Origin of the sequence: Arthrobacter sp. KNU-44, assembly GCF_051843155.1 — a bacterium.
Taxonomy (GTDB): domain Bacteria; phylum Actinomycetota; class Actinomycetes; order Actinomycetales; family Micrococcaceae; genus Arthrobacter.
Map to the genome: position 1 here is coordinate 3,386,167 of NZ_JBPXNG010000002.1, position 17,180 is coordinate 3,403,346.

The following is a 17,180-nucleotide window of genomic DNA, read 5'->3' on the forward strand; positions in this document are numbered from 1 at the left end:
TAGCTGTGAATTCGCAGCCGGGGCCGTAGATGCAGCGGCTCCGGGCCTGGACGATGGAGGAATGGGCCGGGCCTTGTTTCGGTGCCTGTTTGCCGCCACACTGGCTCCCATGCACGTGGAGGAACGGCGAAACGGCAAGAGTTTCAAGACTGCCCTGCGCGCGGCTATGACGATCACGCTCGTGGCTTCCTTGGCGCTGGCCTCCTCCGGATGCGTCGACGCGTCGAAGGGACAACAGTCTCCTGAGGCAAGCAGGACGGCTGGAACCCCGCCGACCGGAACTCCGACGGCGGGATTTTCGACGGCGGGAACTGCGACAGTGGGGGCGGGCACAGGGCAGTCCGAGGCGACGGGACCGATGCCCGTGGGTGATTTGCCCGGATGGCGGCGGGTATTCAGCGAAGACTTCAGCGAGGGGGACGTCCCGGTCGGGAGTTTCCCCGGTGCGGCGCACAGCGCAAAATGGAGTGTCAACTACGCTGACGGCACACCGGACACGGCCGGTCAGCAAAGCGGCGGCAGGTCGGGGTACTACCCATCGAAGGTGCTCAGCGTCAAGGACGGGATGCTCGACATGTACCTGCACACCGAGAAGGGTGTCTCGATGGGGGCGGCACCGTCGCCGAAACTCAATCCGGCCAACGGGCGCCCGTACGACAGTCTGTTGTACGGGCGGTATTCGGTACGGTTCAGGTCCGAGGCATTGCAGGGGTTCAAGACGGCATGGCTGCTGTGGCCCGATAGCGGAGTGTGGCCGCGTGACGGAGAGATCGACTACCCCGAGGGTGATCTGTCCAAGTCCTTTTACGGCGCCGTCCACCAGGCCGGGTCGGACAAGGACATTTCCCGCAATATCCAGTCGGGCGCGCGGTTCACGTCCTGGCATACCGCGACGACCGAATGGACGCCAGGGCGCGTTGAGTTCTTCCTCGATGGTGTCTCGATCGGTGTCAGCACTGTGGGCATCCCCGACAAGCCGATGCATTACATCCTCCAGACCGAATCCTGCCTGACCGGCTGCCCCGCACCCGCAACAGCCGGGCACCTGCAGGTGGCCTGGGTGGCAATTTGGGCGAAAGCATAGGTGCATTGCCCGCGACTCGTTACCGCGCCGCTTCTCTTCGCCGGGACCGTCGGTCTACGGCTGCGAGGAGGACGAGAGTGAGCACGGCCAGGAGGGACACAGCCACCGATGGATGCCAGAAACCGGAGTAAAGCATCGCCGTCGAGAGCAGGATTGCCGAGGCAACGCTAAAGCATACCGCTATCGCGACGGCCAACGGGAGCACCTCGAATCCGGTTCCTTTTCGGAGCCGGGCGGGTTTTAGGAACAGGATGAGCGCTGTTCCCGGGCCAGAGAGAAGGAACGGTCCTATGACGGCAAGGCGTAGAGCCTCCGGGCCTGTAAAGGACAGGGGAATCGAAGCCAGCGCAATGGCGGCCACGATGGCGCCGATCATGCCGACGGTTCTTTCCTCAGATGCCATTCGGTGCTCCTTGCAGGTGGTAGATGACTCCGCCTGCGTTGCGGTACTCCACAGTCCACCCTCCTTGGACGGCGCACCTGTCGATGAAGTGCGGCAGGCCTTCGCTCGGCCCCGTGTTGAGAAGGTCGGCTGCGGTGACCTGGCTTGCAGTGACTATCAAATAGGCGCCCGCGGAGGGGACGAGTTGGGTTATCGATGCGCAGCCGGGCTGCGGGTCGCCAGGGCGTGCCGGCTCCGCTTGGAGGACGGTCTGGTACCGGTATCCGGCGTATTGCTCATACCGCCACGCCGTGTCGTGAACCGCCTCGATGAGGACCGAACCATGGGGCGCGGTGGCATAAAGCTGGTTAACCAGGGCGATTTCGTCGGGAGTGAAATTCTCAATTGCGTCATTGCCGTACCTGGTGGTGACTGTGCCCGCGGCGATAACGGAACCTAGCATGAGGAGCGCTGCCAGCTGGCGCAAGCCGGGAGGACTGGGACCAGCGGGAAGCAACGGAAGCACAACGAGGCTCGCGGCGAAGGGCAGGCTGAATAGGTATATCCGGAGCAACAGCTCACCGCCGTACGACTGGAGCGGGAACATGACGAAAGGTGCCACCGTCCCCATTGCAGCGGCCAGCCAGCGCGTCCCCAGGCGTCGTCCCCGGAGGCTACCCAGCCCCGCGAGGCCCCAGACCAAGGCTCCCTCCGCAAGTCGGGAGTAGACAATGAACTGATGGGCAGGGTTACCGCCCACCCTGTTGAGCAATGAGGCAGAAGCCGCGGCGTTGATGTTGCCTATGGATCCGAAGAGGGTGTGCAGGTGGCCAATGAGGAAAGGCGTGGCGGCCAGGACCAGCCAGCAGACCGGAAACAGCAGCGCCAGAACCGGCAGGAACCGCAGCCGGCACCTTCCGCTCAGGGCGAGCAGGGCCAGGATAGGAATCGCGGCGAAAGGTGTGAGTTGATGGGCGACCGTCATTCCGGCCAACAGCACCGCACACACCACGGCCAATATGATGAAGGCTGACCGTGACAGCTCGGCCGGTATCGGCGCCGGTTTCCCGGGTTCGAGCCGGCGCACCAGATTCTTCAGCCGGCTGGCGAGTTTATTCCCCGGCTTCCACGGCCACCCGGGGAATACTGTCAGGACACAGGCAATCAGGGTCAGCAGCAGCAGCAAGGCGCAGGCTTGTGGGGAGAGGTAATCCTGCCCCACCCAGCTGGCAAGGTAGAACATCCATACGCCCGCCCACGCTTGCCTTCGGCTGGAGGTGAGGCGCAGGGCCAGCGCCAGCAGGGCGGGCATGAGCAGGAGGTTGACGCCGACCGGCGCCCACGTAGCAGCCCAGGTCAGATCGTGGACTCCTGTGGTGTTCGAGAGCATCGCCAATAACCCGAAAAACCCGGGCCAGTTGAAATATGCGTCCAGCTTCCGGTCCAGGCCTCCGGACTGGGTGATGTAATCGGTGATGCCCAAGTGGCGGTAGCTGGCTTCCAGGCGGGGCAAACCGTGAATGATCGGGTCCGCCCCGTGCAGAATGACGATCAATACCAGGAGCTGAATGACGAGCAACCACGGGCGAAGAACCTTCAGACGCAGGGAACCGACGAAACCGGCCAGGCTTAGGCCCAGGGCAAAAAAATAGGCGACGGGCAGGACCTGGATCAGGCCGGCGCTGCCGATGTCCTTTACGTTGACCGTTTTGAGCGCCCAAACTCCCAGGATCAGAGCGGTCGCCGCCATGACCGCGAGAGCGCCCATAACCCGCGGGTCACCCCGGTCGGCCCGATGCTGGGCTTGGTGCAGGTGTTTCCTGTCGCTCGTGCGGAAAGGGACCACCCCGACGTCGGATCGGTGCAATCGCGCAGTGGAGACTCGCCACGGGGTTTGTACGGCCATCACGGAGCCGGCACTCCATGTGCCCGTGACCCGGATGTGCGTTCGACTTTGTGTTTGGCCGGCGCAAGGCGATGCTCCTGCGAGAAGCGATGCAGCCGCGCGGCTGCGACCACCGACGTGGCCAGTTGGGAGGCCAGCCAAAGCACGGAAACTCCGACGAGCCCGTAGCGCTGGGCGACCGCCGGGGCCGGCGCCACTGAGACCACGAACGCCGCAATCGCGACCACGGTCGACTCGGCCAAACGTCCGGCGGAACGGCACACGCCGTAATAGACCTGAGTGACGCAGGTGAGCATAAGGGCCGGGACGAGGACAGGCAGCAGCACCCACGCCGATGCGTAGCCGGATCCCAACAGGGGCAGGAGCAGCGAGCCGGCGGCGAGCAGCAGAACCCCGGCGAGGGCGGTGAGGAGGAGACTCATCTTCAAGGCCCGCCGAATCAAGCCCGCACGCGAGGAGAACCGGCTATCGGACGTGTCAGCGGCGATAGCGGTCTGAAGCGAGTAGCCAGCTGATTGCGGCACAAAGAAGATCGCTGACGCAAGCATCCAGACGAGGTACCAGGCCGCGGCTGCTGACGTGTTCAATGCTGCTGCCACAACGAGTGGAAGGACGTATCCGGGTGCGCGGTCGGCCAGCATCAGCGCATGCTGACGGAGTCCCGGGCCCCAGACTTTCGCCGCCTCACGCCAACTGAGCTGTGTCCAGTCCGGAGTCGTTTCGGTGCGTCTAAGCTGGTGCAGGCCCAGGAGTACGCTCGCCAAGGCACCCATGGCTACGGCGACGACGATTGCGGCTGGAGCGCGGTAACCCGCAAACAGGCAAGCCGCCAAGGTAACAAGCTGGCAGACGGCCTGGATCAGGCTGCGCGTCAATGCACGATCTGCCCGGGCCTGCGCGACTGCAATGTGATCGAGCTGGTACGCGACCGAGGCGAGGAGCGCAGCCGCGAAAAAGCCTGCACTCATGACAGGATCCTTCCAGGCGGTGCCGACGCCGGATCCCAGGAAATAGGTCACAACGACTAATCCCGCGCCCGTGAGAAGTGACGAAAAGCTCACCGCCGCGACGCTCGCCGGTATCAGGTTCCGGCCTTGATCTGACTGGGCAGGCAACAAGGTCAGCGTCGCTGGGCCGACCCCCAGCATTCCCAGCTGTACCGTCAGCATCGTTGCGGAGACCACCGCAGAGGCCAATCCCAGGCGATCGGGAGGAATCATGAGCGCGGCAAGCGCCCAGAATACGAGCCCGGCCGCCATTGGCGTGATGCGGGCTGCGGCCAGCCACACGGCGTTCCCGCCGAGGGACAGTCCTTGCTTGGGAAGGCGCAGTAAAGTGCTGCCAAAGGCCCCGTAGTTGTATACGAGGAAGCCCGCCCAGTAGGGCAGGTACCGGGGGGCTGTGGCCAAGGAAAGAAGGACGCCTCGCGCCGTTGCGAGCAAAGGCAGCAGCACCAGCCACCAGGCCCGGCCAGGGTGCTTGCACATTGTGCGTGCCAAGCCTGCCCCGTCCTGCAGCCACTGGTCGCGGGCGTACCCGAAGGAGTCAGCGAACCGGTGCCTTACGAAAGTCGTAGGGGAGACGCCGATGCGGTATCCACCGTCCTCAAGCCGGATCCTGAGCTCGATGTCCTCGCCCGAGCGGAAGCTTTCATCGAACCCGGCCTCGAGCAGAACGCTACGGCGCATGAGCGTGGCACTGACACCAAACCATGAGCGGACTCTGCTGTGGTTATGGTGCCAGGCAAGGGCGGCCCCCCAATAGCCTGCGCCGTCGGGCTCGCTCACAAGTCCAAACTGCAAGCCATCGAAGCCGCCCGCTTTGAACTCTTCCACCAGGTTTGCCAGGACGCCTGCTGGTACGACGACGTCGGCATCGATGAGCGCGACAAGATCGGCGTGCGCGGCCCTGGCCCCGAGCATCCGCGCTGCCGGAAGTCCTCGCCCCTTGTCGGAGATGACCCGCGCCCCGTAGGAGCGGGCGATCTGCACGGTGGAGTCATTTGAACATCCGTCGATGACGATCACCTCGCGGGGGTTCTGGTCAAAGACAGACTTCAGGCATTCGCCGAGCCAGTTGGCAGCGTTGCGGGCCGGGATCACGACAGACACGTCCAGAACGCTGCCAGACCCCGCGTTCCTGCTCACGGCCGGCCGTCCACCATGGAGGTGACGGTGCCTGCGACAAAGTCTGAGGTCCGGTCGGCGGACCAGGCCACGGGAAGGCGCAGCACGAAGCAAGGAACATCACTCAGCGAACGTGTGATGACGGAGGTTTTTGCGGAGAAATGCTCGCCCAATGGCACGAGGCCCGTGGCCCCTAAGGCCTCGATGAGCCGCCGCGACACGAAAGGCAATTCCGAATGAAAGTTGCCCACAATTCGCGCTGCCATCCAGGCTTCTGTCCGGCGCTCCAACCGGGCTTCCGCTTCGTCGAATCGTTCGAGGAAGACGGCGATTCTGGCGGGCGCCTGCGGAACGATCTTCCCTGGGCCGAAAACGTCTGCCGGGTGGACCATTCTGTGCTCGGGTGACCACCGACGCGTGAAGGCGGCCGTCCGTGGATAGCGGACGATGACAGGGTGTACAGCGGTGGCCACGCCGCTGATGGTCGAAGTCAGCCAGCCAGGCGCGAGGGGCTTGCGGATTCCTTGGAACAGTTCCGGATAGATTGGCCGGTGGTGGGGTTTGATGAACATCGGTTTTGCGTAGGACAGAAGGGTCCCGTCCGCAGTGATGAATCCCCAGTCATCGGCCATGAATCCGACCTCCGGCATGGCCAAAAGCTTTGCGACTGTACTTGTTTTACCGACGCCGCCCCATGCGGGCATCAGGATGCCCGCTCCCCGGTAGTTCACCATAGCTGCGTGAACCATCGCTGTATCCTGCCTGATACACAAGTGGTCCAACAGCGGCACGATCGCCGTCAACAGTTCGCCCGCCCCTTCGACCATGAAGCCGTTTTCCGTACGGGTAACCTGAACCCGGTCCTCCGGGAGGAACAGTGAATCATCTGTATACCGGTAGGCGTCTTCGGCGTGGGACTGCGCGGGAACCGGAGTGACGCCGCCGCTGATGTTCAACTGAAGGTTTGAAGCCGACGGGCCGAGGAACGGGGCAAGCATGTCACGTAGCTGTGCCTCACCCGGCGTGCCCTGGGCCACCCTGATTCCGACTCGTCCGTGGACGTCGAAGGCAACTGCGGGTGAGGTAACGATCTGCTGGTTAATCACTGGGCTTGCCTCCGCTGTTGTCGCGAATGAGCCGGTACAAAACGGAGCCGGACGCACGCACGGGGCTCGATGACGACTGCCACAGGCTCTGCAGATAGCCAATGGCAGTGACAGCCAGAACCGCTAGGATCACTCCCGCCCGGGCCAGTCCTCCGATGTCACCGTCTCTCCCGCAGGAACGTAGTCCGGCCAGAACAGCGCGCGGGAGCACTCGGCGGACATATCGGCGTTCCGGTCCAAGGATTTGGCTCCGCCCGAGAAGCCGGGTCACCTGGGCCTTCGAAACACCCTCCGACCAGGCCCTCGACAACATGTAGCGCAGGGTACCGCGCGTCGCAGGCACATGGTGGCGAACCACCGCTGCCGGTTCGTAAACCACGCGGGTGCCGGGGGAGCCCATGGATGCCCTCAGACACAATTCGGTCTCCTCGCATCCAAGCGGACGATCACCTTGCCGGCCAAGGGAAGCGTTGAACCCGCCGACCCGCTCAAAGACATCGGAGCGGAAGGACATGTTCGCGCCGATCACGTTACGCACTTGTGCCGCGACTCTGGGCAAACCTTTATAGGTGCACCCGACAATCCAATCAAGCTCTTCGGGAAAGTGCGCCGGACGACCCGATTCCCACACGGGTTCAACCCTGCCCCCGACCGCCAGCACATCCGGATCGTCATAGAGCAGGATGAGCCGGGCCAGCCAGTCCGGTGCGGCTTCGGCGTCATCGTCGAGGAAGGCCACAATGTCACCGGTTGCCGCCTTCACTCCGGTATTGCGCGCGCCGGAAAGTCCCCGGGGCCCGGAGTTCTCCACTACTTCAACCCCCAGCAGCCCACCCGTTAGTCGCCGGTACAGACCCAATCGCCGGTACAGATCCTCATTGTGGTCAACTACGACAACAAGCTGTTCCGGCCGAAGTGTTTGAGACTGAACCGACGCGAGCCCGCGGAGCAGCAACTCCCATCGGGCTTCGGTGAAGCAACAGATCACGACGCTGACACTGAGCCAGTCGGCCCCGCTGGGCATTAGCCGTCCGCCAGCATCGCAAGGACCGTCTTCGGGTCGGTTGGAACATGGGGAAACCTCATATCCGGATACCGGTACTTCACGCGCCGAAGGGCCTCCGGCCGTACCCCTGCCGTTGGCGCATCCCATCCGACGCACTCGCGGGTCAGCGTTCGCAGGACGCGCCACCCGTCGCGGAAGGTCTGCAGATGTGAGTTGCCTGAAATGCGGGACAACTCGTGGCTTGGCACCTCAGCGATGCGAAGCCCCGCCCGGGCTGCCCGCGACACCAGCTCGGTCTCGATTTCGAAACCATCGGACTTGAGTTCAAGGACCTCCAGGCACTCCCTGCGGAAAGCGATATACCCGTAGCAAAGATCCGAGAAGTTGCAGTGCAGGGCTTTGTTTGCCAGCCCCGTGAGCGCGCGGTTCCCGAGATTACGCAAACGCGTCAAGTCGTCGGACCCGCCGCCGGTGACATATCGGGAGCCCTTGACGAAATCGTGGTCGTGCTGAAGGGGTGAAACAAACCAACCGATCTCCCTCGGGTCCATGCTCCCGTCCGCATCGAGCATGACGATGATGTCCCCGGTTGCCGCGGCGAACCCTGCCCGCATGGCGGCGCCCTTGCCGGCGTGCAGCTCGTTCACTACGACAACGTCGAAGCGAAGCGCGCGCGCCACATCCACGGTGAGGTCTTCGGATCGACCGTCCACGACGATGACTTCGTCAACGTATGACGGCATCCGCCTGAGCACCCACGGCAGATTCAACGCCTCGTTCAGAGTAGGAATCACCACGCTGATCGAAGCCGTCGGGAGCGAAGCCCCGGGAGCTGAAGCGGCAGGGGTCCGGCCGCTGGCAGGCTCCAACTGTCCAATGGACACAGATCTCACCCCCGTCGATCTATCCGCACGAATGCGGAATACCAACTGGGAAGCATCCGGCGCCCTCTTTTGGACGGTCGCCGGAAAAGGGGGCCTCGATGGTTCATGACGGCACCTCCATTTCGCTCGCGATTACATGCACCCGGTCAAGTGGATGTTGGCATGAGCATGGGACCGGGAGCGTTACAGCACCGTTACAAGGAGGCGTGGCTCGTGTTGTGAAGGATTCAGCCGGGGGAGGCCTGCGTGGCCGGCCGAGGGAATTATCGATTACGAGTAAGTAGGGCTTCCTTCGGGGTTCCTTGATTCAAGTAGTGGCCACTCGTGACCGGCCTTGTCAAAACTGACTAGTGTCGGACGACGTAGCGTTTGCCCACGAGGAATCCGACTTTAGATTGGGGTACGAGACGTGGTTTCATCACCAGATCCCCAGTGGTCCCTGACCTTGCTCAACGGTTGGGCCTTGAGCCGGGATGGCGCACGGCAAAAGGTAGCACATCGGCAGCAACGCCTGATCACCGCGCTGGCCCTGCTCGGCGAGCGGCCGCGGACGTTCCTCTCCGGACTTCTCTGGCCTGACTCGTCCGAGGCCCAGGCGGCCGTCGGTCTCAGGGTGAGCATCTGGCACATCAATCACGAGCTCCCCGGCCTACTTGATGCTGACGGAACTACGGATGTCTCCGTCGCCCTTGGTGAGCACGTGCTGGTTGATATCACAGACCTTCAACGCGAGCTTCAAGTCCCGGGAGCTGAGTTGAGCGATTCGTACCCGAGATGGGAACGGCTACGGACTGCGGAGCTTCTTCCCGGATGGTACGAAGACTGGATTCTGGTCGAACAGGAACGGTTCCGGGCTCTTCGTACAGCGGCCCTCGACTCCATCGCGTCATACCACCTCAGTCAGGGAAACACCGAGGAAACCAAGGCTGCGAGCAAACTGGCCATTGCCCTGGAGCCATTCAGGGAGTCCTCGTACCGTTTGCTGATACAGGCCCACCTTGCGACCGGCGACCTTGTCTCAGCCCTTAAAACGTATCGGAGCTTCTCCGCCGACTTGAGACAGGAATTCGGTGTTGGCCCGTCCCCGTCACTCGTCAAGCTCATCGCCGGTGCTGTCGGAGACAGCGGCCGTCAAATGGACAACGGCGGTTTGCCGCCCACCCAGATGCTCCCGTCGCTCCGCCCCGTGACCTCCGAATCGGGGGCCCCCGGCGTAAACCTTGTCAGGGAACTGGCTGCGCAAAAACCGTAGTCCGGCGTCACCTTTCGACGCCGAGGCGTGCGAATCCAAGGCTCTCACCAGTAAGCCTGCCATCACGTACCTTGAACGGATACAGCCGCCCGATATCCAATCCTTTGAGTCCTGCCGCCGGGAAAAGCGCCGAAACCGTATCGCCGAGTAAGAACGTTGCATCAGTTGACCCGTCTACCCGCCCGAACGACCCGCTGAAGCGCGCGGCAGACGATACGCGCAGCAGGTCGAACGATCCCAGGACCCTTCGCCCACGGAACCGAATGCCCAGACATCGCACACTTCCGGCCAAGAAGTCGTCCGCGGTGAAGCCCACCAGGATTTCGCCGTGGCCGCGCAGATGCTCGCCCACGCGAACGGAGAGCATGATCTCCCGGTCGAAGTGGATCAGCAGCAACTGGTTCGGCCCTAGGTTGTTCTGTCCAAATCCTGATGGAATCCGTGAGTCGTTGCGAAAACTCGCTCCGCCCATGGCTCTTCTCCCGCCTGAACACCGAGACATCTTCTTTCCTGCAAACGTACGTCCGGAAAGTTGCGGCAATCTGAACTCCGCGTGAAGACTGGCGAAGTCCAGGCTATCTGCGCACACGGGGCCGACTCAAAGTCGTAAGCGAGGTGCGGAGGGGATTGGCCGAAACCATTGGAAGGCCGTCGTCCGGCTTGGGATTAGACGAAAACCGATAGCAGCAGGGTGAATCCGAATCCCACGACCGAAATTATGGTTTCCATAACCGACCAGGTCTTGATCGTCTGGCCTACTGTCAGTCCGAAGTATTCCTTGACCAGCCAGAAGCCCGCATCGTTGACATGGGAGAAGAACAGCGAGCCGGCACCGATGGCGAGCACTACCAGCGCTAGCTGAGCGGGCGACAAGCCGGTTGCCAGCGGTGCGATGATGCCAGCGGCTGTCACCGTAGCAACAGTCGCCGAGCCAGTGGCGAGGCGAATCAGCACTGCGATGATCCAGCCAAGCACCAGGGCCGACAGACTGGCAGCTACCGCGATCTTGGCGATCGCGGTTCCGGTACCGCCGTCGACGAGTACCTGCTTGAAGCCGCCCCCGGCGCCGACGATAAGCATGACCCCGACAATCGGCAACAGGCTCTCGCCGATCTTCTTCGTCAGGATGGAGGCGGAGAAGCCGACCCGTGTACCGAATGTCACCATTGCCAGAAGCACGGCCACGAGCAGGGCAAAGACCGGATCGCCGATGAAGTCCAGGAAAGGGCGGAGTGCGGCGCTCTTGTCCATCCAGATGTCTGCCCCGGCTTTGATCAGCATGAGCACCAACGGCGACAACAGGGTCACCAAGGTCCAGCCAAAGGACGGGCTGCGCGTTGCTTGCGGATCCTGTGCCTTGCCTACCGGCGCGTCGCCGTGCGAACTGGCGGCTTTCGCGCCGGGGCCTTGTGGCCTGGCCGGTTCAGCGTGCTCGCCGGATCCGACGGTGACTGCCAAGCCTGCGCCAGCGGCTCCGATCGGCACGATCCTTGCCGCGAGACGGCCAAAGAGGGGACCTGCGATGATGACCGTTGGAATGGCGATCAGCAGGCCAAAAGCAAGAGTCACACCGACATTGGCGTGCAGGATGCCGATCGCCGCCAACGGGCCCGGGTGCGGCGGGATGAACCCGTGGAGCACCGACAAGCCGGCCAGGGCCGGAATGCCAAGGCGCATGGCCGGACCCTTGGAACGGTGCACAGCCAGCATCACTACGGGAATGAGTAGCACGAGCCCGATCTCGAAGAACATGGGGATGCCGATGATGCCGGCGATGAGAGCCATCTTCCAAGGCAGCGTTGCGGGCCGACCATGGAGAAGCGTGTCGACGATCTTGTCCGCGCCGCCGGAATCAGCCAACAGCTTGCCCAGCATGGCTCCCAGCGCGATGAGCACACCAACGTAGCCCAGCACGCCGCCGACGCCGTTTTCGTAGGACGTGGTGACCTTGTCCAAGGCGATACCCGAGGCAATGCCGACGAAGAGGGCGCCGATGCTCAAAGCCAGGAAAGCATGCATCTTTGCCCAGACGATCAGTAAGACGACTATCGCGATGCCGATGGCCGCCACCACAAGTACTTGGGTGTCGTGGCCGGTCCACGGTTGATGCATCGCGTCCGTGGTTGCATCGGTGGCGACCCCGGCGAGGGGCCTGTTGAGGATGGAGATTCCGTTCATGGTTCTCGTCCTGTTCCGCTCGGCCGCAGGCCGAACTTGTCCATGATTTGTTGGGCAATCACTCCTGGAGCCGGACCAACGTCTATCCGGATTCCGGGCTCACCCGGGGACAGTTCCTCAAGGTCCGCAAACTGGCTCCCCAACATACTGGCGGGCATGAAATGGCCGTGGCGTTCGGCGAGCCGTGCGCTGATGGTCTCGGGCGTCCCGGACAGAAAAACGAAGACGACACCTGAACCTCGGCGATTGATGATGTTTCTGTAAGTCCGTTTGAGCGCCGAACAAGTAATGACGCCGTTTTCCCCGTGATCCAGCCTCCGGTCGACCCACTCGGCAACCTTCTCAAGCCAGGGATATCTGTCCTCATCCGTGAGCGGATGTCCCGCAGCCATCTTGTCGATGTTTGTTTGGGGATGCAAGGCATCGCCTTCCTCGAAGGCCCAGCCAAGTCGACCCGCCAGGAGCGCGGCAACCGTGGACTTGCCGGAGCCCGAAACGCCCATGACAACCAGCACAACCGGTTCGGCCAGAGGGGGTGTCTCCATGTCAAGAGGGTCCATGGAGCCCATCTTGGCAGCACGTGGGCCTCTGTGCCATAGCGAATCGCAGCTGCTCGCTCGGCGCCCAGCGCCGGAAATGCTTCCGTCAACGGCATATACAAAGCATACTGATGATCTACTCAAGGAGGAGGGCCATGTCAGCAGTGAGAGGTGCAACAAGCGACGTCATCGAAACGAACATCCCCGGCCGAATGGATCGCCTCCCTTGGTCCAGATGGCATTGGATGATCGTCATCGGTCTCGGCACCGTCTGGATCCTGGACGGACTCGAGGTCACCATCGTTGGGGCGATTGGCGACAGCCTCACGCAGCCGAATGGCGGTCTCGGCATGTCCACTGCGGACATTGGCGTGGCTGCCGCGGTCTATGTATCCGGCGCCTGCGCCGGAGCCCTCGTTTTTGGCCATCTCACGGACAGGTTCGGGCGGAAGAAGCTCTTCCTCCTCACCCTCGGGCTGTATCTGCTTGCCACCGTGGCCACTGCGTTCTCCCTGAACCCGATGTGGTTCTTCATTTGCCGCTTCTTCACCGGAGCGGGCATTGGCGGGGAGTACGCGGCGATCAATTCGGCGATAGACGAGCTCATCCCCGCCGCCCGTCGCGGCGTCGTGGATTTGGCCATCAACGGCTCTTTCTGGCTTGGGACGGCCTTCGGTGCGTCGCTCTCCGTGCTGTTGCTCAACCCAGTCTTCTTCGCGCCCGGCATCGGCTGGCGTCTCGCATTCGGCCTGGGGGCGTTTCTTGGCCTGCTGATCCTGCTCGTGCGGCGCAACGTGCCTGAGTCTCCGCGTTGGATGTTCATCCACGGCCGCGACAAAGAGGCGGATCAGCTCGTACGCAAGATCGAGGACGACGTCGAGGAGGCCGCGGGGGAGAAGCTGTCCGAGGTCCACGAGACGCTCAAAGTCCGTCAGCGCAAGTCAATTGGCTTCGGCGTCATCATCAAGACGGCGGTCCAGCGCTACCCGAAGCGGGTCGTCCTGGGTCTGTCGCTCTTCATTGGCCAGGCGTTTCTCTACAACGCGGTGTTCTTCACCTATGCGCTCGTGCTGACAAAATTGCTGAACGTCCCGAGCGACCTTGCCCCATGGACGCTGGTCCCGATCGCTGTCGGCAATTTCCTTGGCCCGCTCGTCCTGGGCCGCTTCTTCGATAGCGTCGGGCGCCGCACGATGATTTCCGGTACCTACATCGCGTCAGGTGTCCTACTTGCCATCACGGCGTTCGTCTTCTCCAGCGGAGCGCTTGATGCTTTCTGGCTCACCGCCTGCTGGATGGTGATCTTCTTCTTCGCTTCAGCGGGCGCCAGTTCCGCGTATCTGACGGTGAGCGAAATCTTCCCAATGGAGACTCGGGCCATGGCCATCGCGTTCTTCTACGCCGTGGGCACCGGTATTGGCGGCATCACTGGCCCTATCCTGTTCGGTCGGTTCGTTGAACAGGGAATCGGAGCAGTGGCCTTCGGTTATGTCATAGGCGCGGTGCTGATGGTTGCAGCCGGCGTCGTCGAGATCGTATTCGGGGTTGAGGCTGCGAGGCGGTCGTTGGAGGACATCGCTGCCCCGATCACTGCCCAGACGGGGGGAGCGCCAGCCTGACGACGGCTCATTCGGGGCACTTTTCGATCTCGGACAGGAGCGGCAATTCTCGAACGGCAGGGGAGGAAGCAATCGAGGGCTGCGCCTATCGGATCGATACCCCACGTGAGGACCCTGCCGGCGGAAGGGAATCTCCGGACGGCAGAAAGTTGCCAATATTTGGCAAGCGGTTGTCAACCGGGTGCGTAGCTGACTAGACTCGAGGTGAACGCATGCCCGCGAACTAGCACTTGGCGCCATACGCCGCCATGCGGGCGAACGGATCCAAAGGAGATTTCCGTGACTGAAACCAATGCCGTGTGGAGCCTGTCTGGTTTCGGCGACGAAGTAGATCCCGATCCCGCTGTCCAGGCCGCCGTCTTGCTGGCCCTCGGTGCCGGCCATATTGAAGTGCGCAGCGCATGGGGCACCAATGTTTCAGAACTTACGCCCGAAGCGGTCGAGCGGCTCAAGGCCATCCTGGACGAGAAGGGCCTGAAGGTTTCCGCAGTCGCGAGCCCCATCGGCAAGATCGACGTCAGTGTTCCCGTGGAGCATGAGCTCGCCCGGCTGCGCCAGATCATTTCAGTGGCCAAGGGCCTCGACGCCAAGTACATTCGCATCTTCTCCTTCTACCGGGCCGAAGGGCAGAGCCATGAGGACATCCGCGACTCAGTCATGGAGCGCCTGACTGCACTCACGAACGAGGCGGCCGCGTCCGGCGTCGTCCTCCTGCACGAAAACGAAAAGGGCATCTACGGCGACACCCCCGAGCGAGTCCTGGACATCATGGAGACCGTCGCTTCGCCGGCACTGCGCGTTGCCTGGGACAGCGCCAACTTTGTCCAGGTGGGGATCAAGCCGTACACGGAGGCTTATGCCGTACTGCGCCCCTACCTGGAGTACTTCCAGATCAAGGATGCAGTCGCCGGTACCGGTGAAGTAGTGCCTGCCGGCGAAGGCGACGGCGAACTGGACGCCACCATCGCCGCGCTCCAGGCCGATGGCTTTTCCGGCTTCTGTTCCCTCGAACCTCACCTTGCAAGCGCCCACGAGCTGGGCGGATTCTCCGGACCTGTAGCCTTCGGCGCTGCGGCGCGCGCCTTTGCGGCACTCGCAGCCAAGAACGGTGTTGCCCTCGCCTGAGGGCCTGTAGGTTCAAAGGAAAACATCTTTCGAGGGAGAAGAATGCCTACAGCAGCAGTCATCGGTTGCGGCGATGTGTCGAGCGTGCACTTCGGAGCAATCGCCAAGATGCACGACGTTGAACTCGTGGCGGTCTGCGACACCGACGCCGGACGCCTCCAGGCGGCAATCGCCGCCTACGGCGCGGCCGGGTACGCGGACCACCTGGAGATGCTCGATGCGGTGAGGCCCGACGTCGTGCATATCTGCACGCCGCACCACCTGCATGCCTCACTGGCTGTGGACTGCCTTGAGCGCGGGGTGAGCGTGATTGTCGAGAAGCCGCTCGCCCACACTCTCGAAGAGGGTCGGCGGCTGGTCGAGGCGGCGGAACGGAGCACGGCGAAGATCGCCGTGTGTTTCCAGAACCGCTACAACGCGACGTCGCAGGCCATGCGGAGACTGCTCGACGACGGCGGACTGGGCCAGGTTCTCGGCGCCTCGGCAACCGTGATGTGGCACCGGACGGCCGAGTATTACCGTGACAGGCCGTGGCGCGGGACCTGGGCTGAAGGAGGCGGCGGCCTCATGATGAACCAGGCCATCCACACGGTAGACCTGCTCCAGTGGTTGGTAGGTGACGTAACCACAGTGGAGGGTCACGCCTCCACCCGCTCCCTGGGCGGCGTGATCGAGGTGGAGGACACGGCGGAATTCATTGCCGGGCACTCCAACGGTGCTACGAGCGTCTTCTACGCCACCCTGGCCAACGCCACCAATGCGCCTGTGACGCTGGACATCGTGACCGAAAGGGCCACCCTCAGCCTCAGGGGCGACCTTGTTGTCAGCTATGCCGACGGCACCGTGGAAACCACCCCGGAACGGGCCTTGGAATCGGGTGGGCGCGCGTATTGGGGCGTATCGCACGAGCTCCTGATCAAGGACTTCTACGCCAAGCTCGGGGATCCTGCGCCGTTCTGGATCAGCCCAGCGGAAGCCGAAAAGTCACTCAGGATCGTCAAGGACATCTATGCCCAAAGCTACCCGGAGATTTCCGGGCAAGTGGACTAACCACGCGGCCCATGAGGGCACCGAACTAACGGAGGACAAAGTGGCAAAAATCGGCGTACAGGCAATGATGCTGAAGGGCAGTTTTGCCGAAGCCGGGGCGTTTGAAACGCTTCGCAAGGTCAGCGCGATAGGGTACAACGCCGTCGAAATCTCGCAGATCCCGATGACACCGGAAAACGTTGCCGATCTGGACCGCTCCCGCAGCGAACTGGGCATGGACATCGCGGCGCTTTCGGTCGCCATGGAGACGCCCAAAGGCATGCCGGGGGACTCCCTCAAGGACCACTTCGACAAGATCGTTGACGACGCAAAGCGACTTGACACGCACCTTCTACGGATCGGCATGATGCCGTTCCCGGCCATGAAGTCGATCGACGCGGCGGTGGACTTCGCGAAGCAAGCCAACGAATACGCCGAACGGCTCCGGGAATACGGCGTCGGCTTGTACTACCACAACCATCACATCGAGTTCGCCAAGTTCGAAGGCAAATACATGCTGGACATCATTGCCGAAAACTCCCCGGCCATGGGCATGGAAATCGACGTGCACTGGGTGCAGCGCGGCGGCCTGGACCCTGTCCGGACCCTCGCCAAATACGCCGGACGTACTGCCATGGTGCACCTGAAGGACTATAGGATCGGCGAGTTGCCGGAGCAGGCCTTCGGGCTCCTGGAAACGGGGGACATCGCGGGTTTCATGGCCGAGTTCAAGAACGTGGTCCAGTTCGCCGAAGTGGGGGAAGGCAACCTTGACTTCCCGTCCATCATTCCAGCGGCCCAGGCTGCCGGCGCCGAGTACCTGCTCGTGGAGCAGGACGAGCTCTACGGCCGCACGGTGTGGGAAGCACTACAGACTTCCTACGACAACCTGGTGGCCATGGGCCACGCCGACCTCTTCTAATCACACAACAACGGAGATCCAC

15 protein-coding genes are annotated in these 17,180 nt (G+C 62.7%); 6 read left to right on the forward strand and 9 right to left on the reverse strand.

The genetic code is table 11. From position 1 onward, the window contains the following. The first annotated feature begins 109 nt into the window (after positions 1-109). Entirely contained in the window at positions 110-1,084 is a 975-nt protein-coding gene (locus tag ACSVHC_RS16890; RefSeq protein WP_439181145.1) for a glycoside hydrolase family 16 protein, read from the forward strand. Positions 1,085-1,103: 19 nt separating this feature from the next. Here the strand turns inward: ACSVHC_RS16890 and ACSVHC_RS16895 are convergent, their stop codons facing one another. From ACSVHC_RS16895 to ACSVHC_RS16920, 6 genes are read right to left on the reverse strand one after another with little or no spacing between them, the layout of a single operon-like run. Further along, entirely contained in the window at positions 1,104-1,487 is a 384-nt protein-coding gene (locus ACSVHC_RS16895; RefSeq protein WP_437770990.1) for a hypothetical protein, read from the reverse strand. Further along, on the reverse strand, positions 1,477-3,372 hold the full coding sequence (locus ACSVHC_RS16900) for a hypothetical protein (RefSeq protein ID WP_437770989.1): 1,896 nt from the start codon (positions 3,370-3,372) through the stop codon (positions 1,477-1,479). Before ACSVHC_RS16900 ends, ACSVHC_RS16895 begins: the two co-directional genes overlap by 11 nt. Beyond that, positions 3,372-5,483: a glycosyltransferase gene (locus tag ACSVHC_RS16905; protein ID WP_437770988.1), complete on the reverse strand. Its 2,112-nt coding sequence runs from the start codon at positions 5,481-5,483 to the stop codon at positions 3,372-3,374. The genes ACSVHC_RS16900 and ACSVHC_RS16905 overlap by 1 nt, the downstream gene beginning before the upstream one ends. Positions 5,484-5,515: 32 nt before the next feature. Beyond that, positions 5,516-6,604, reverse strand: coding sequence for a hypothetical protein (locus ACSVHC_RS16910; RefSeq protein ID WP_437770987.1), 1,089 nt, complete (start codon positions 6,602-6,604; stop codon positions 5,516-5,518). Then, entirely contained in the window at positions 6,597-7,628 is a 1,032-nt protein-coding gene (locus tag ACSVHC_RS16915) for a glycosyltransferase family 2 protein (protein WP_437770986.1), read from the reverse strand. Before ACSVHC_RS16915 ends, ACSVHC_RS16910 begins: the two co-directional genes overlap by 8 nt. Further along, on the reverse strand, positions 7,628-8,494 hold the full coding sequence (locus tag ACSVHC_RS16920) for a glycosyltransferase family 2 protein (RefSeq protein ID WP_437770985.1): 867 nt from the start codon (positions 8,492-8,494) through the stop codon (positions 7,628-7,630). The genes ACSVHC_RS16915 and ACSVHC_RS16920 overlap by 1 nt, the downstream gene beginning before the upstream one ends. A gap of 409 nt (positions 8,495-8,903) precedes the next feature. Between ACSVHC_RS16920 and ACSVHC_RS16925 the strand changes: the two genes are divergently transcribed. Next, the gene (locus tag ACSVHC_RS16925; RefSeq protein WP_437770984.1) at positions 8,904-9,746 is read left to right on the forward strand and encodes an AfsR/SARP family transcriptional regulator; all 843 of its coding nucleotides are present in this window, start codon (positions 8,904-8,906) and stop codon (positions 9,744-9,746) included. A gap of 7 nt (positions 9,747-9,753) precedes the next feature. Here ACSVHC_RS16925 and ACSVHC_RS16930 read toward each other — a convergent pair whose 3' ends face one another. From ACSVHC_RS16930 to ACSVHC_RS16940, 3 genes are all read right to left on the reverse strand, one after another. Further along, positions 9,754-10,218: a hypothetical protein gene (locus ACSVHC_RS16930; RefSeq protein ID WP_437770983.1), complete on the reverse strand. Its 465-nt coding sequence runs from the start codon at positions 10,216-10,218 to the stop codon at positions 9,754-9,756. 194 nt (positions 10,219-10,412) lie between these two features. Continuing rightward, positions 10,413-11,924, reverse strand: coding sequence for a GntT/GntP/DsdX family permease (locus ACSVHC_RS16935; RefSeq protein ID WP_437770982.1), 1,512 nt, complete (start codon positions 11,922-11,924; stop codon positions 10,413-10,415). Then, positions 11,921-12,469: a gluconokinase gene (locus tag ACSVHC_RS16940; protein ID WP_437770981.1), complete on the reverse strand. Its 549-nt coding sequence runs from the start codon at positions 12,467-12,469 to the stop codon at positions 11,921-11,923. The genes ACSVHC_RS16935 and ACSVHC_RS16940 overlap by 4 nt, the downstream gene beginning before the upstream one ends. Positions 12,470-12,618: 149 nt before the next feature. Here ACSVHC_RS16940 and ACSVHC_RS16945 point away from each other — a divergent pair, with 149 nt between their 5' ends. From ACSVHC_RS16945 to ACSVHC_RS16960, 4 genes are all read left to right on the forward strand, one after another. After that, positions 12,619-14,082: an MFS transporter gene (locus tag ACSVHC_RS16945; RefSeq protein WP_437770980.1), complete on the forward strand. Its 1,464-nt coding sequence runs from the start codon at positions 12,619-12,621 to the stop codon at positions 14,080-14,082. 279 nt (positions 14,083-14,361) lie between these two features. Continuing rightward, positions 14,362-15,207, forward strand: coding sequence for a sugar phosphate isomerase/epimerase family protein (locus ACSVHC_RS16950; RefSeq protein ID WP_439181146.1), 846 nt, complete (start codon positions 14,362-14,364; stop codon positions 15,205-15,207). A 42-nt stretch (positions 15,208-15,249) separates the two neighbouring features. Then, positions 15,250-16,257 (forward strand): Gfo/Idh/MocA family protein, encoded by a 1,008-nt coding sequence (locus tag ACSVHC_RS16955; RefSeq protein WP_437770978.1) that lies wholly within the window; start codon positions 15,250-15,252, stop codon positions 16,255-16,257. A gap of 40 nt (positions 16,258-16,297) precedes the next feature. Continuing rightward, on the forward strand, positions 16,298-17,158 hold the full coding sequence (locus ACSVHC_RS16960; protein WP_439181147.1) for a sugar phosphate isomerase/epimerase family protein: 861 nt from the start codon (positions 16,298-16,300) through the stop codon (positions 17,156-17,158). Positions 17,159-17,180: the final 22 nt, after the last annotated feature.